Below are 13,969 nucleotides of genomic sequence, written 5' to 3'. Positions count from 1 at the left end.
GGCTTAGCCGGTGTTCGCGGGTGAAACCGCTCCCACAGGGACCGCGCTGCCAGACAATTTCGCTGTACCTGTAAATTTCAGGAGTACGAAATGGGTATTTTTGACTGGAAACACTGGATTGTCCTGCTGGTCGTCGTAGTCCTGGTCTTCGGCACCAAGAAGCTGAAGAACTTCGGCAGCGACCTTGGCGAGTCGATCAAGGGCTTTCGCAAGGCCATGAACGAAGAAGAGAACAAGCCAGCCGAACAGACGCCTCCCCCAGCCCAACCCGTGCCGCCGGTGCAAAGCGCGCCGCAACAAGCTCAGGGCCAGACCATCGAGGGCCAGGCCCAGCCGGTCCAAGAGCCGCAACGGAAAGACTGACCCATGTTCGGCATCAGCTTCAGCGAGTTGCTGCTCGTCGGCCTGGTTGCCCTGCTGGTGCTCGGACCCGAGCGCTTGCCCGGCGCCGCCCGTACCGCTGGGCTGTGGATCGGCCGCCTCAAGCGCAGCTTCAACAGCATCAAGATGGAAGTCGAGCGTGAAATCGGCGCCGACGACATCCGCCGCCAGCTGCACAACGAGCACATCCTGCAGATGGAGCAGGAAGCACGGCGCATCCTCAACCCACAGACGCCGCCCGCTCAGCCGCCGACCGCCGCGCCTGGCCAACCGCCCGCCGCAGCCGCGACAACGCCTGTAACCTCCGGCGGTGCGCCGGAAACGTCCGAACAGCCCCAACCGCCGCGAGCCCCATGAGCGAAAATCCGGAACACGACCAGCCGATGCCGCTGGTTTCGCACCTGACTGAACTGCGTACCCGCCTGCTGCGCTGCGTGGCGGTCATCTTCCTGATCTTTGCCGGGCTGTTCTCGTTCGCCCAGCAGATCTACACCCTGGTCTCGGCCCCGCTGCGCGAACACCTGCCAGCCAATGCGACGATGATCGCCACCGACGTGGCTTCGCCGTTCCTGACGCCGTTCAAACTGACCATGATCGTCTCGCTGTTCCTGGCGATCCCGTTCATCCTCCAGCAGATCTGGGGCTTCATCGCGCCAGGGCTGTACCGCCATGAAAAGCGCATCGCTATCCCATTGCTGGTGTCGAGCATCCTGCTGTTCTATGCCGGCATGGCCTTCGCCTATTTCCTGGTGTTCCCGCTGATCTTCGGTTTCTTCGCCAGCGCCACGCCGGAAGGCGTGTCGATGATGACGGACATTGCCAGTTACCTGGATTTCGTCATGACGCTGTTCTTCGCCTTCGGCGTCGCCTTCGAGATCCCAGTGGCCGTGGTGCTGCTGGTGTGGATCGGCGTGGTCGACGTGAAGTACCTGAAGAAGATCCGCCCCTACGTGATCATCGGCTGCTTCGTGGTCGGCATGGTCCTGACGCCACCGGATATCTTCTCCCAGACCTTGCTGGCGGTCCCCATGTGGCTGCTGTTCGAGATCGGCGTGCTGTGTGGCAGCCTGATCCGTAAACGCGGCCACGAGAACGAAGCCGCAGACGACCACAACGACCAACCGCCAGCGACGCAATCGTGAACCTGCTGTTACTGGAGGAGGCCGACTTCGTTTCGGCCGACCGCGTCGTCCTGGCCGACCGCCGTTTCACCCACATGCAGGAGATCCACCGGGTCGCGGTGGGGGATACCCTGCGCGTCGGACGTATCGGTGGCCTGATGGGCAAAGCGACAGTGGTCCGCCTGGAGAAACACCAGGCGGAGCTGGACGTCAGCTTCGACCAGCCGCCACCGGCCAAGCTGCCATTGACCCTGGTGCTGGCCGTGCCACGGCCGAAGATGCTGCGCCGGCTGTTCCAGACCGTTGCCACCCTTGGCGTGCCCCGGTTGGTCCTGGTCAACAGCTACAAGGTCGAGAAAAGCTTCTGGCAAACGCCTTTCCTGCACCCCGACAGCATCCGCGAAAACCTCATCCTCGGCCTTGAGCAGGCCCGCGACACGGTGCTGCCCGAGATCATCATCGAGAAGCGCTTCAAGCCGTTCGTCGAAGACCGCCTGCCAGCCATCGTCGAAAACACCCTTGGCCTGGTCGGTCATCCTGGCCCTTACCCGGCGTGCCCACGCGCTGTCGAAGGCCCCGTGACACTGGCCATCGGCCCTGAAGGCGGCTGGATTCCCTATGAAATCGAGCTCTTGGGCAAGGCCGGGCTGACACCTGTGCAACTGGGTGACCGCATCCTGCGAGTCGAAACTGCCGTCACTGCACTGTTATCGCGAATATTCTGACAGTTAAGTCAGATATTTCTGCCCATCAAGTTTCCTCCGCGCAGGCCGATGGTTTAACAACACAACAATAATCCGTGTTGCGAGTTAACCGGGGAGTCGATCATGTACCGTTGGTTTGCCCAATCGCTGGGAAATATGAGCGTCAATCGCAAATTGGGGCTGGGGTTCGGGCTGGTGCTGCTGCTGACCCTGGCTATCACGCTGACCGGTTGGAAAGGCCTGGACAGCGTCATCGACCGTGGCGACAAGCTAGGCAATATTTCCGTGATCTACCAGTACACCCAGGAACTACGCATCGCGCGCCAGCACTATGAGCGCAAACGTGATGAGACCTCCATCGGCGAGCTGGAAAAGTCCCTGACGAACCTGGAGCGCCAGGTGCAACTGATGCTCGGCCAGATCGAACAGCCAGTCGATCGCCAGCGCCTGGAACAACAACAGGAAGCCGTTCGCCAGTACCAGCAGGCTTTCAACCAGCTCAAGCAGTCCAGCCAACGCCGCGAAGCCAGCCGCAGCGTGCTGGGTGACAGTGCCGACAAGGCTGCCGACCTGATCGGCAAGGTCCAGCAGCGCCTGCTGCAAGGCGGCGACATCAACCAGTACCAGTACGCCGTTGAAGTCAGCGCCCTGCTGCAGCAAGCGCGCTTCCAGGTACGGGGCTACACCTACAGCGGCAATGCCGACTTCCAGCAGACCGCTCTGCAAGCTATCGACCAGGCCATGGCCGAACTCAAGGCACTGCCTGCCAAAGTGGGCGCCGAACACGCCTCCAGCCTCGACGACGCAGCCACCGCGCTGGCGGGCTACCGCGATGCGGTCAGCCAGTTCGGTACTGCCCAGGCGGCCAGCGAACAGGCCCTGCAACGCATGGCTGAGCAAGGCACGGTGTTGCTGCAGGCCAGCCAGGCAATGACGGTTTCGCAGACTGACGTGCGTAATGCCGGCACTCGCCAGGCCAAGATGATGCTGGCCGCCGCAACGGGCCTGGCTCTGCTGTTGGGCGTGCTGGCCGCCTGGGTCATCACCCGTCAAATCATCATTCCGCTGCGCAATACGCTGACCGCCGCCGAGCGCGTGGCCGATGGAGACCTGCGCCACGATCTGCCGGTCGATCGCCGCGACGAGCTTGGCCAACTGCAAGCGACCATGCAGCGCATGACCAAGAGCCTGCGAGAGCTGATCGGCGGTATAGGCGACGGCGTCACCCAGATCGCCAGTGCCGCCGAGGAGCTGTCGGCTGTCACGGAACAGACCAGCGCCGGGGTCAGCAACCAGAAGGTCGAGACCGACCAGGTTGCGACGGCCATGAACGAAATGTCGGCCACTGTTCACGAAGTGGCGCGTAACGCCGAGCAGGCGTCGGAAGCGGCAGTCATGGCCGACCAGCAGGCCCGTGAGGGTGATCGGGTGGTCGGCGAAGCCATTGCCCAGATCGAGCGTCTGGCCAACGAGGTGGTCAATTCCAGCGAAGCCATGAACCAGTTGAAGGCCGAGAGCGACAAGATCGGCAGCGTGCTGGACGTGATCAAGTCGGTGGCACAGCAGACCAATTTGCTGGCCCTGAACGCCGCCATCGAAGCGGCCCGCGCAGGCGAAGCCGGGCGCGGATTCGCCGTGGTCGCTGACGAGGTACGCAGCCTTGCCCAGCGCACTCAGCAGTCGACCGAAGAGATCGAAGAGCTGATCGCCGGCCTGCAAAGTGGCACCGAGCGCGTGGCCAACGTCATGGACAGCAGCCGCGGACTCACCGACAGCAGTGTCGAACTGACCCGCCGTGCCGGCAGCTCGCTCGAGACCATCACCCGCACCGTGTCGTCGATCCAGGCGATGAACCAGCAAATCGCCACGGCTGCCGAGCAGCAAAGCGCCGTGGCCGAGGAGATCAACCGCAGCGTGATGAATGTGCGGGACATCTCCGACCAGACCTCGGCGGCGAGCGAGGAAACAGCCAGCTCCAGCGTGGAACTGGCACGCCTGGGTACGCACCTGCAAGGGTTGGTGGGGCGGTTCAGGCTCTAGGCTGCCCGGGGGGCGCCTGTACTGGCCTCTTCGGGGGTAGTCCCGTGCGGAGGCCAGTACAGGCAGAATTTTCTTGCATGCTGCGGTGAAATTTCCTACCTGATTTTCAGGTCAAGTCCTACAGCTCCGCTGCCGATTGGCAGAGGTGTGATGCTGGCAATGCGCCCTCATCCCCCTCTCAATCGCACGGAGACTCAACATGTTCGGCTACCTCAATCGCAAGCTCGGCAACATCAGCGTCGCCGCGAAGCTCGCCATGGGCTTCGCCGTGGTCCTGCTGCTTACCCTGACCACCACCGTCACCGGCTGGACCGCCTTGGACGGCGCCATCGAGCGCTCGGAACAGCTCAGTGAAATCGGCCTGATCAACGACCTGGTCAAGGACCTGCGCGCCGAGCGCATTACCTACCGTGTCCTCAGCGACGACACCAGCAAGGCCCGCATCGGGCAGATACTCGAACAACTCGAAAGCATGCTGACCACCCTGCATCAGCGCAGTGGCGTGGATGCCTCACGCCAGATGCTCACGCAGAAGCTGCAGCAGTTGCAGCGTCTGCGCGAGGATTTCGCCACCCTGCAACGCACGGTCGAGAGCCGCCAGACGCTACGCCAGGCCATGGCGATGCAGGAGCAGACACTCAGCGAGGTAATCGACGAGCTACAGACCCAGGCCTTGCTGAAAATGCCTGCCGACAGCCAGCAAGCAAGCGTACTGGGGCTGATGGACACGCTTGGCCGGCACATAGATGGGGCCAACCAGCAGAGCCAGATGCCGGCCTACACCTTCTCGCCGCTCAGTGACTTCGCCAAGGTCGGGGACTCAGCACTGGATGCGGCCGACAAAGGCCTCGCCCAGTTGCTTGTCGGCCTTGCTCCCCTAGGGCTATCCCGCGCATTGAGAGAGCAGCCCGGCGTCGAACTGGCCAAGTACCGGACCAGCTTGAACGAATACCGCAACGCTGCCCTGGCTGTCGAGCAACTGCAGGAGCGCATGGAAACAATGGGCGATGAGCTGGGCGCCACCAGTCTGGAACTGAGCCAGAGAAAGATCGAGCAGCGAGACAGCGAGGCTCTGGCGGCCCGTTCGCTGCTTACTAGCGTCGCCATGCTGGCTTTGGTGGTGGGCGTGGTGGCCGGCTGGTTGATCACCTTGCAGATCACCCAACCCCTGCGCCAGACCCTGGCCTTGGCTGCACGCATCGCCCGTGGCGACCTCAGTCAACTGGAGCCAGTACAACGGCGCGACGAAATGGGGCAACTCCAAGCGAGCATGCGCGAGATGACCATCAGCCTCCGTGAGCTGATCGGCGGTATCGACCAGGGCGTCAGCCACCTGTCCCAGGCCGCGACACAGCTGGCTGCCAGCAGCGAAGACACCAAGCAACGGATCAATCAGCAACGCGAGGAAACCGACCAGGTGGCCACGGCCATGAACCAGATGAGCGCGACCGTGCAAGAGGTGGCACAGAATGCCGAACAGGCCTCGCTGGCGGCCACCAACGCCGATCACCAGGCACAGCTGGGCGATCAGGTGGTGGCGCAAGCCATTGGTCGCATCGAGCAACTGGCGGGGCAAATGGACCGCTGCCTGGCCGCCATGCAGCACCTTGCCGGAGAAAGCGAGCGGATCGGCAGCATTCTCGATGTGATCAAGTCGGTTTCCGAGCAAACCAACCTGCTCGCGCTGAACGCGGCCATCGAGGCGGCCCGCGCTGGGGAGGCCGGTCGCGGTTTTGCCGTGGTCGCCGACGAAGTGCGCGGATTAGCCCAGCGCACCCAGCAATCGACCGAAGAAATCGAGCAACTGATCGAGAACCTGCACAGCGGGACCGATGAGGTCACCACACTGCTCGACAGCAGCAAGCTCCTGACCGAGCAAAGCGTCGAGTTGAGTCGCAAGGCAGGTTGTGCGTTGAGTCAAATCACCGATACCGTCTCGAGTATCCAGGGCATGAATCAGCAGATCGCCACGGCCAGCGAAGAACAGAGCGTGGTGGCCGAGCAGATCAACCGCAGCGTGATCAACGTCCGCGATGCGTCGGACCAGACCAGTACGGCGAGCGAGCAGACCGCAGCGTCCAGTGGTGAGCTGGAGCAGTTGGGGCGACAGCTGAGGGGGATGGTGGGGCGGTTCAGCCTTTGAGAGGTTGCGGCGCCGGTCTTGAGTCTTGAGGTGTTGCGTGAATCGAGCGCCGCTCGCGCGGCGCATCGCGAGCGAGGCTCGCTCCTACGGCTGTTTCGGGCCAGTTTTCCCTGCGCGAACTGCGCGCGCCTCTGTCAATTGGCCAGAAACGAACGTAGGAGCCTCGCTCGCCATGCGCCGCGAGGGCGGCGCTTGGTCGGATAAACGCTGAAGCACCCCCGGCAAGCGCATGACCTGCATCACGCGCCCCGCAGTTACAGCACCTGCCGCAGAAACGCCTGTGCCCGTGGGTCCTTAGGCGATGCGAAGAACTCCGCTGGCGACGAATCTTCCAGCAGCTTGCCGTGATCGAAGAACAGCACCCGATCCGCCACTTCCCGGGCAAAGCCCATCTCGTGGGTCACGCAGACCATCGTCATGCCCTCCTGGGCCAGGGTCTTCATGACATCGAGAACTTCACCGACCATTTCCGGGTCAAGCGCCGAGGTCGGTTCGTCGAACAGCATCACTTTGGGCTCCATGGCCAACGCCCGGGCAATCGCCACCCGCTGCTGCTGGCCGCCCGAGAGCCGGGACGGATACTCGTTGGCTTTCTGCGCGATCCCGACCTTCTCCAGCAATGCCCGGGCCTTGGCCTCGCGCTCGGCCTTGCCACGCTTGCGCACGACTTTCTGGGCAAGGCACAGGTTCTCGAGCACGGTCATGTGCGGGAACAGGTTGAAATGCTGGAACACCATGCCGACTTCACGGCGGTAGGCGTTGATGTCGGTCTTCGGGTCGTCCAGCTGCAGGCCGTCGATGGCCACGTGGCCGTCGTCGAAGTGCTCCAGGCCGTTGAGGCAACGCAGGAAGGTCGACTTGCCCGACCCCGAAGGGCCCAGCACCACCACCACTTCGCCCTTGGCCACGTGCGTGGTCACCTTGTCCACCGCGCGCACCACTTGGCCACGCGTGTCGAAGACTTTCAACAGGTCACGAACTTCAATCACTTTGCGCAAGCCTCCGCTCGAGCCGGCTGGCCAGGTGCGACAGCGGCAGGTTGATCAGCAGGTAAAGGCCTGCCACGCAGAACCAGATCTCGAAGGTCGAGAACGAGGTGGTAATGGCCTCGCGGCCACTCTTGGTCAGTTCGGTGATGGCGATCACCGAAACCAGCGAGGTGTCCTTGACCAGGCTGATGAACTGCCCGGCCAAGGGCGGCAGCACGCGCTTGAATGCCTGAGGCAGGATCACGTGACGCATCGACTGGCTGGCGTTCAGGCCCAGCGAGCGCGCAGCTTCGTTCTGGCCTTTGGCGATCGACTGTACGCCGGCACGGACGATTTCGGCGACGTAGGCGCCGGTGAACAGCGCCAGGGCCGCCACCCCGGCGAATTCGCGGGACAGGTTGAGCACCGTACCGATGAAGAAGTAGAAGATGAAGATCTGCACCAACAGCGGCGTACCGCGCACCAACTCGACATAGACCGTCGAAAGGTCGCGCAGGGTCGGGTTGCTGGAAAGCCGGCACAATCCGGCAAACAAGCCGATCACCAGGCCAAGTGCCCCGGAAACCACAGAAATCCACAGCGTGGTCCACAAGCCCCACGCCAGAGGACCGGCTGCCCAGTGACGGGTCACACCGATCTGATCGCCTTCGGAGACATCGTCACCGCGGCTCAGTTGCAGGCTGTCCTTGGCCACGTCGAGCACCTGCTGGTCGCCGTTTTCGTCCTTGAGCGTGACACGCGCGGTGTCACCGGAAACGACGATGTCCTGGACCGTGCCGTAGCTGGCGGCGCGCTGGGCTTCTTCGGCCTGGTAGGCGAAGTATTGCGGCACGCGGTTCCAGCGCCACTCGTAGGAAATCATCGAGGTGGCCAGGTACAGGCTGAACGCCAGGCCCACCAGGACCAGCGCGGTCAGCGCATGCCAGGGCCACTGGGCTTTCTTGTGTTTGATCACGAGGGTACTTCCGTAAATGCGAACGCGCAGGGTTTGCCTGCGCGTCGGGGTCAAAGCCTGGGCTTGTGGCCTGGCCTTATTCCATTTCCTTCAGCCAGTCCTTGTTCTTGAACCACTTGTCGTGAATACGATCGTAGGTCCCGTCATGCTTGATCTGGTGCAGGAAGTTGTTGATGAAATTGATGCTGTCGTAGTCGCCTTTCTTCAGGCCGAAAGCCAGTGGCTCGTAGGTGAAGGGCTCGTCGAGGAACAGCAGCTTGCCAGCGCCGGCCTTCTCCACCGCAACCACGTTGTAAGGCGCGTCATAGACGAAGGCGTCGGCCTTGCCGTTGACCACGTCCATCACCGCTTCCTGCTCGTTGTCGTAGCCGTGGTACTTGGCTTTGCTGATCAACTTCTTGGCGACCATCTCACCGGTGGTGCCAAGCTTGGAGGTAATGCGGTACTTCTCGTTGTTCAGGTCTTTGTACGACTTGATCTCGCCCGCCAACTCCTTGCGGATCAGCAGGGTCTGGCCCACGACAATGAAGGGTTCGCTGAAGTTCAGGCGCAGGTTACGTTCCTGGGTCAGGGTCATACCGCTGCCGATCATGTCGAACTTGTCGGTCAGCAGGGCCGGGATGATCCCGTCATAGGCGGTGGAGACCGTCTCCAGCTTGACGCCCATGGACTTGGCCATGGCCTTGAGGATATCGACTTCGAAACCAATGATTTCGCCGCGCTTGTTGGTCATCTGGAACGGCATGTAGGTGGGGTCCATGCCCACACGCAGGGTGCCACGCTTGACCGCGTCATCGATGGCGCCAGCCTGGGCCGCCGTCACGGCGACCAGGGCGGTGACACCGACCAGCAGTCGCGAGAGGTATTTCTTGATCATCACCAGGTCCCCTAGCAAGAAAATAATCGAATCTTATTGTTGGCACGGCCTTACAGGCCTATGCGGAATATCGGAGAAGGATGCTAACGCATGGCGGCTCTGGGACCTAGAGCCGGGGGGGACTTTGTTGGCCAAAATCGGTGGGGCCCGAAACGCTTCGCGGGTAACCCGCTCCTGCAGGGACGTTGAATACCCTGTGGGAGCGGCTCACCCGCGAAGAGGCCCGATCAGGCGCCGACCAGCGCCGGCTGGCCTTCGTTCTCCGGGTGCAGCGGCAACAGCGGCGAATGCGGGTCGTTCTTGATCGAAGCACGCCACACGTCGATCCACGCTGCGTTGTGCTCGGCCCACACCTGCTCGTGCAGGCGGGTGAGCGCCACCGGGTCGCTCAGCAGGGCCAGGCGGGTAGTGAGATCCAGTCCTTTGGGCCCGACCTCCATCGCCTTGGCCACACGCTCGGCACGCAACGCCTCGATCGGCGCAGCCTGCCCGTGACGGGCCGTGGCCATGGCGCAAGCCAGGGCGTTCTGCCGTGGGTCGACCACCGCGCGCACGAAGCCATCGTGCAGGGCGTGCCAGCGGTTTTCATGGGTGTACTGGTCGGTCGCCAGCAGTTCCTGTGGCGTCGCGTATTCCTCAGGGATGAGGAACAGCTTCTCGTCCTTGGCCGCCAGGCCCAGGCGCGTACGGCTGGAGATCACCGAAACCGGAATCGACAGCACCAGCGAGCCGACGATCGGCGCCAGCCACCACAGGAAGCTGGGGTTCAGCCAAGCAACCAGCGCCGCCCAGGCGATACCCAGCAAAGTCTGCGGGCCATGGCGGCGCACCGCCTCGCTCCATGGGGTGGAGTCGTCGTCACGCTGCGGCGAGTTCCAGGTCGCGGCCCAGCCAAGGAAGGCGGCCAGCACGAAGCGGGTATGGAAGATCATCCGCACCGGGGCAAGCAGCATCGAGAACAGCATCTCCATCAGCATCGACAGGGTGACCTTGATGCGACCGCCGTACTCGGTGGCGCCCTTGGCCCAGATCAGGATGACGCTGAGCAGCTTGGGCAGGAACAGCAGCACGATGGTGGTGGAGAACAGCGCAACAGCCTTCTCCGGGTGCCACTGCGGCCACAGCGGGTAGAGTTGGTACGGCTCGATGAAATACTGCGGTTCCATCAGCGTGTTGGTCGCCAACAATGCCGTCGACAGCACCAGGAACAGGAACCACAACGGCGCCGACAGGTACGACATCACGCCGGTGAGGAACACCGCGCGGTGGACCGGGTGCATACCCTTGACCAGGAACAGGCGGAAGTTCATCAGGTTGCCGTGGCACCAGCGACGGTCACGCTTGAGCTCGTCGAGCAGGTTCGGCGGCAGCTCTTCGTAGCTACCCGGCAGATCGTAGGCGATCCATACGCCCCAACCGGCGCGGCGCATCAACGCGGCTTCGACGAAGTCATGGGACAGGATCGCACCGGCGAAGGCGCCCTTGCCGGGCAACGGCGCCAGGGCGCAGTGCTCGATGAACGGCTTCATGCGGATGATCGCGTTATGGCCCCAATAGTGCGACTCGCCCAGCTGCCAGAAGTGCAGGCCGGCGGTGAACAGCGGGCCGTATACACGGGTGGCGAACTGCTGCAGACGTGCATACAGGGTGTCCATGCCCGAGGCTTTCGGCCCGGTCTGGATGATGCCGGCGTCGGGGTTGGCCTCCATCAGGCGCACCAGGCTGCTCAGGCACTCGCCGCTCATGACGCTGTCGGCGTCGAGCACGACCATGTACTTGTAGTCGCCACCCCAACGACGGCAGAAGTCGTCGAGGTTGCCGCTCTTGCGCTTCACGCGGCGACGGCGACGGCGGTAGAAGATGCGGCCGAAACCCTTGGTTTCGCGGCATACGTCCAGCCAGGCCTGCTGTTCGGCGACGGCGATGTCGGTGTCGTTGGTGTCGCTGAGCACGAAGAAGTCGAAGCGGTCGAGGTTACCGCTGGCGGCCACCGACTCGAAGGTGGCGCGCAGACCGGCGAACACCCGCGGCACGTCTTCGTTGCAGATTGGCATCACCAGAGCGGTGCGCGCTTCGGGGGCAATCGGCTCGTTGCCAGCGCTGCTGCCCGAAATCTTGTACTTGTCACGCCCGGTGAGCAACTCGAGGAAGCCCATCAACGCGGTCCAGAAGCCTGCCGATACCCAGCAGAACAGAATGCCGAAGAGGATCAGGATGGACGTCTGCAGCGCATAGGGCCAAACCTGCACCACGGTATCCCAGAGCGGTTGCTGCACGACTTCGTCGAAGTCGACGAACGACCAGCCCTGGTAAGGCAGGATGCCCTTCATGTACCAGCCGGCTACGATGGTCTGGCCGATCATCAAGGCCAGCAGGATGTAGCGGCGAATCGAGCCCACGGTGCGCCAGCGCGCAGGCGGCAGCTCGCGCTTGGGCGGCTGCGGCGCGTTGGTGCGGCCGGTCATGCGCCGCCACATGCGAATCAGTACGTTGGTACGCCACGGCTCGGGCACCACCTTGGTGCGTTTGATCGGCGGGGCGATCTTCAGGCACAGGCGGCCGCTGCCGTCGACGCTGAGCATCTCGGCGTCTTCCAGCTCGGCGGCGCTGCCCACGGTCAGGCGCGGGCCGACCGAGGCCTGCACGGCCTCGGTTGGGTCGGCGGCCGGTTTGGCCGCCAGACGTTGGTGCAGCTCACTGAACGATGTGCAGCTGGCGAGTTCCGCACGCTGCTCGTCGCTCAGTGGTAGATGGGCCAGGTATTCGCGAAGCGACTCTGGCCGTGCGCTTGAGTTACTCATCGGCAGGCAACTGATAGCTCCAGGTCTCGGTCAGCACTTTTTCGGTGGTGGCCGGGGTCCCGTTGGTGGACGCCGCATCGGCGGCAGGTTGTTCGGCCTTGGCTGGCTGTTCGGTCTTGGCGGCCTTCTCAGCCTTGGCATGCTTGGCGGCAGCCTTGTCCTGCTTGGCATCCTTGGCCGGCTCGACCGGAACGTCGCGTACCAATGCCGCGCGCATTTCGGTGGATTTGTTGGCTTCCTTGACCTTCAAGCGCAGGGTCAGGCGCCAGCCCTTGGTCTCGGGGTTGTAACGCAGGTTGTTTTCGACCACCTCGGCGTTGTCGCCAACGCTGATCTGGCTACGCACCGGGGTATCTTCCGGCAAGCTGGCCAGCGCCGGGCCGGCGAAGTCGACCAGGAAGGCCACGCTGCCGTCAGGCTGACGGATCAGGTTGGACTGCTTGACATCGCCCGTGGAGCGCAGGGTCTGCTTGACCCAGCCCAACTCAGGGGCCTGGAACTTGGCATCGTCGATGGTCCAGTGCAGGCGGTAGTCGTACTCGAACGGCTTACCTGGCTCGGGCAGCTTTTCCGGGCTCCAGAACGCCACGATATTGTCGTTGGTCTCGTCAGCGGTCGGGATCTCGACCAGATCGACGGTACCCTTGCCCCAGTCACCCTTGGGCTCGATCCAGGCGCTTGGGCGCTTCTGGTAGTTGTCGTCGAGGTCTTCATAGTCGCTGAACGCGCGCTGACGCTGCATCAGACCGAAACCACGCGGGTTCTCGATGCTGAAGTTGCTCACAGCCAGGTGTTTCGGGTTGTTCAGCGGGCGCCACAGCCACTCGCCGTTGCCGGCATGGATGGCCAGGCCTTCGGAGTCGTGCAGGGCCGGACGGTAGTTCAGGACCTTCGACGGCTGGTTCGGGCCGAACAGGAACATGCTGGTCAGCGGCGCGATGCCCAGGCGGCTGACCTGGTCACGCAGGAACACACGCGACTTGACGTCGACGATGGTGTCGGTGCCCGGACGCAGGGTCAGCTTGTAGGCGCCAGTGGAGCGTGGCGAGTCGAGCAGGGCGTAGATCACCAGGTGCTTGTCGGCAGGCTTCGGCTTCTCGACCCAGAATTCGGTGAAGCGCGGGAACTCCTCGCCCGACGGCAGCGCGGTGTCGATGGCAAGGCCACGGGCCGACAGGCCGTACACGTGGCCCTTGCCCACAACGCGGAAGTAGCTGGCACCAAGCAGGGTCATGATCTCGTCCTGCTTGTCGGCCTTGTTGATCGGGTACAGCACGCGGAAACCGGCGTAGCCCAGGTTCTTGGTGGTTTCCGGGTCATGCGGGACGTCACCGAACTCGAAGCGGCTCGGGTCGTACTTGATTTCCTCGACCTTGGTGGCGGTGACTTCGTTGATCTTCACCGGGGTGTCGAAGTGCATGCCCTGGTGATAGAAGGACAGCTTGAAGGGGGTCTTGTCCGTGGCCCACTCCGCTTTCTCCTGCAGGAAGCGAATCTTCTGGTAGTCGGCGAACTTCATGTCGCGGAAAACCGCAGGCAGGTTGCTTTTCGGTGCTTCGTACTTCTGGCCGGCCAGATCCTTTGCCTTGGCTGCAACATCGTCAAGATTGAATGCCCACAGCTGGCCCGCGCTCATCAGGCCAACCAGCGCCACGCTGGCCATCAGAGCCTTGCGCAACCGATTGCCGGGGATTCTTGATGCATTATGGGGACTAACAATCACGAGCAACCCTCGCCGAAAACAGATCATGAAACCAACGGCCAGCGACCAATGCCGGGTTGGCGAGCACTGTTCGGACCCCGTAAGGGCGCAATGATTCCCCAGACGGATCCAGACAATGCTCAAGTCAGAGTAAAACGAACCTGCGAACGCAGGTCCACGCAGCGCGCGATTATCCAGCAGGTCGCGTTACAACGCATCAGGCTGGAGCAACTATTTATCGTACAAAACCCCTTGT

11 protein-coding genes and 2 pseudogenes are annotated in these 13,969 nt (G+C 62.9%); 8 read left to right on the top strand and 5 right to left on the bottom strand.

Features of this window, described 5'->3' with window-relative positions; translation table 11 throughout:
* The first annotated feature begins 90 nt into the window (after positions 1-90).
* The 8 genes and pseudogenes from H620_RS0120145 (at position 91) to H620_RS27900 (ending at position 6,389) form a co-directional block, all read left to right on the top strand.
* Positions 91-363 (top strand): twin-arginine translocase TatA/TatE family subunit, encoded by a 273-nt coding sequence (locus H620_RS0120145; protein ID WP_023378313.1) that lies wholly within the window; start codon positions 91-93, stop codon positions 361-363.
* Positions 364-366: 3 nt separating this feature from the next.
* Complete coding sequence (tatB, locus tag H620_RS0120140; protein WP_023378312.1) at positions 367-738, top strand: Sec-independent protein translocase protein TatB; 372 nt, start codon at positions 367-369, stop codon at positions 736-738.
* Positions 735-1,523 (top strand): twin-arginine translocase subunit TatC, encoded by a 789-nt coding sequence (gene tatC / locus H620_RS0120135; RefSeq protein ID WP_023378311.1) that lies wholly within the window; start codon positions 735-737, stop codon positions 1,521-1,523. The genes tatB and tatC overlap by 4 nt, the downstream gene beginning before the upstream one ends.
* Complete coding sequence (locus H620_RS0120130) at positions 1,520-2,227, top strand: 16S rRNA (uracil(1498)-N(3))-methyltransferase (protein WP_023378310.1); 708 nt, start codon at positions 1,520-1,522, stop codon at positions 2,225-2,227. The genes tatC and H620_RS0120130 overlap by 4 nt, the downstream gene beginning before the upstream one ends.
* 102 nt (positions 2,228-2,329) lie before the next feature.
* A pseudogene (locus H620_RS27915) lies at positions 2,330-3,391 on the top strand (methyl-accepting chemotaxis protein); the annotation flags it as partial.
* Positions 3,374-4,246, top strand: coding sequence for a methyl-accepting chemotaxis protein (locus tag H620_RS27910; RefSeq protein ID WP_409288179.1), 873 nt, complete (start codon positions 3,374-3,376; stop codon positions 4,244-4,246). The pseudogene H620_RS27915 and the gene H620_RS27910, both read left to right, overlap by 18 nt.
* Positions 4,247-4,445: 199 nt before the next feature.
* Positions 4,446-5,486, top strand: a pseudogene (locus tag H620_RS27905) (methyl-accepting chemotaxis protein); the annotation flags it as partial.
* 9 nt (positions 5,487-5,495) lie between these two features.
* Positions 5,496-6,389: a methyl-accepting chemotaxis protein gene (locus H620_RS27900; RefSeq protein WP_412458210.1), complete on the top strand. Its 894-nt coding sequence runs from the start codon at positions 5,496-5,498 to the stop codon at positions 6,387-6,389.
* 254 nt (positions 6,390-6,643) lie between these two features.
* On the opposite strand, the gene H620_RS0120115 is transcribed toward H620_RS27900, so the two are convergent.
* The 5 genes from H620_RS0120115 to H620_RS0120095 all read right to left on the bottom strand — a co-directional run bounded on the left by H620_RS0120115 (position 6,644) and on the right by H620_RS0120095 (position 13,734).
* On the bottom strand, positions 6,644-7,378 hold the full coding sequence (locus tag H620_RS0120115) for an amino acid ABC transporter ATP-binding protein (protein ID WP_023378307.1): 735 nt from the start codon (positions 7,376-7,378) through the stop codon (positions 6,644-6,646).
* Positions 7,371-8,333 (bottom strand): amino acid ABC transporter permease, encoded by a 963-nt coding sequence (locus tag H620_RS0120110; RefSeq protein ID WP_027907936.1) that lies wholly within the window; start codon positions 8,331-8,333, stop codon positions 7,371-7,373. The genes H620_RS0120115 and H620_RS0120110 overlap by 8 nt, the downstream gene beginning before the upstream one ends.
* A 76-nt stretch (positions 8,334-8,409) precedes the next feature.
* Entirely contained in the window at positions 8,410-9,207 is a 798-nt protein-coding gene (locus tag H620_RS0120105) for a transporter substrate-binding domain-containing protein (protein WP_027907935.1), read from the bottom strand.
* A gap of 230 nt (positions 9,208-9,437) precedes the next feature.
* Complete coding sequence (gene mdoH, locus H620_RS0120100; protein WP_023378304.1) at positions 9,438-12,011, bottom strand: glucans biosynthesis glucosyltransferase MdoH; 2,574 nt, start codon at positions 12,009-12,011, stop codon at positions 9,438-9,440.
* Positions 12,004-13,734 carry a glucan biosynthesis protein G gene (locus tag H620_RS0120095; RefSeq protein WP_209439668.1) on the bottom strand — a complete coding sequence of 577 codons (1,731 nt, stop codon included), beginning with the start codon at positions 13,732-13,734 and terminating at the stop codon, positions 12,004-12,006. Before H620_RS0120095 ends, mdoH begins: the two co-directional genes overlap by 8 nt.
* Positions 13,735-13,969: the final 235 nt, after the last annotated feature.

It is taken from the genome of Pseudomonas taiwanensis DSM 21245, assembly GCF_000425785.1.
GTDB lineage: Bacteria > Pseudomonadota > Gammaproteobacteria > Pseudomonadales > Pseudomonadaceae > Aquipseudomonas > Aquipseudomonas taiwanensis.
Note: the sequence above shows the minus strand (reverse complement) of the source record. Positions and strands in the feature narration are given on the sequence as shown.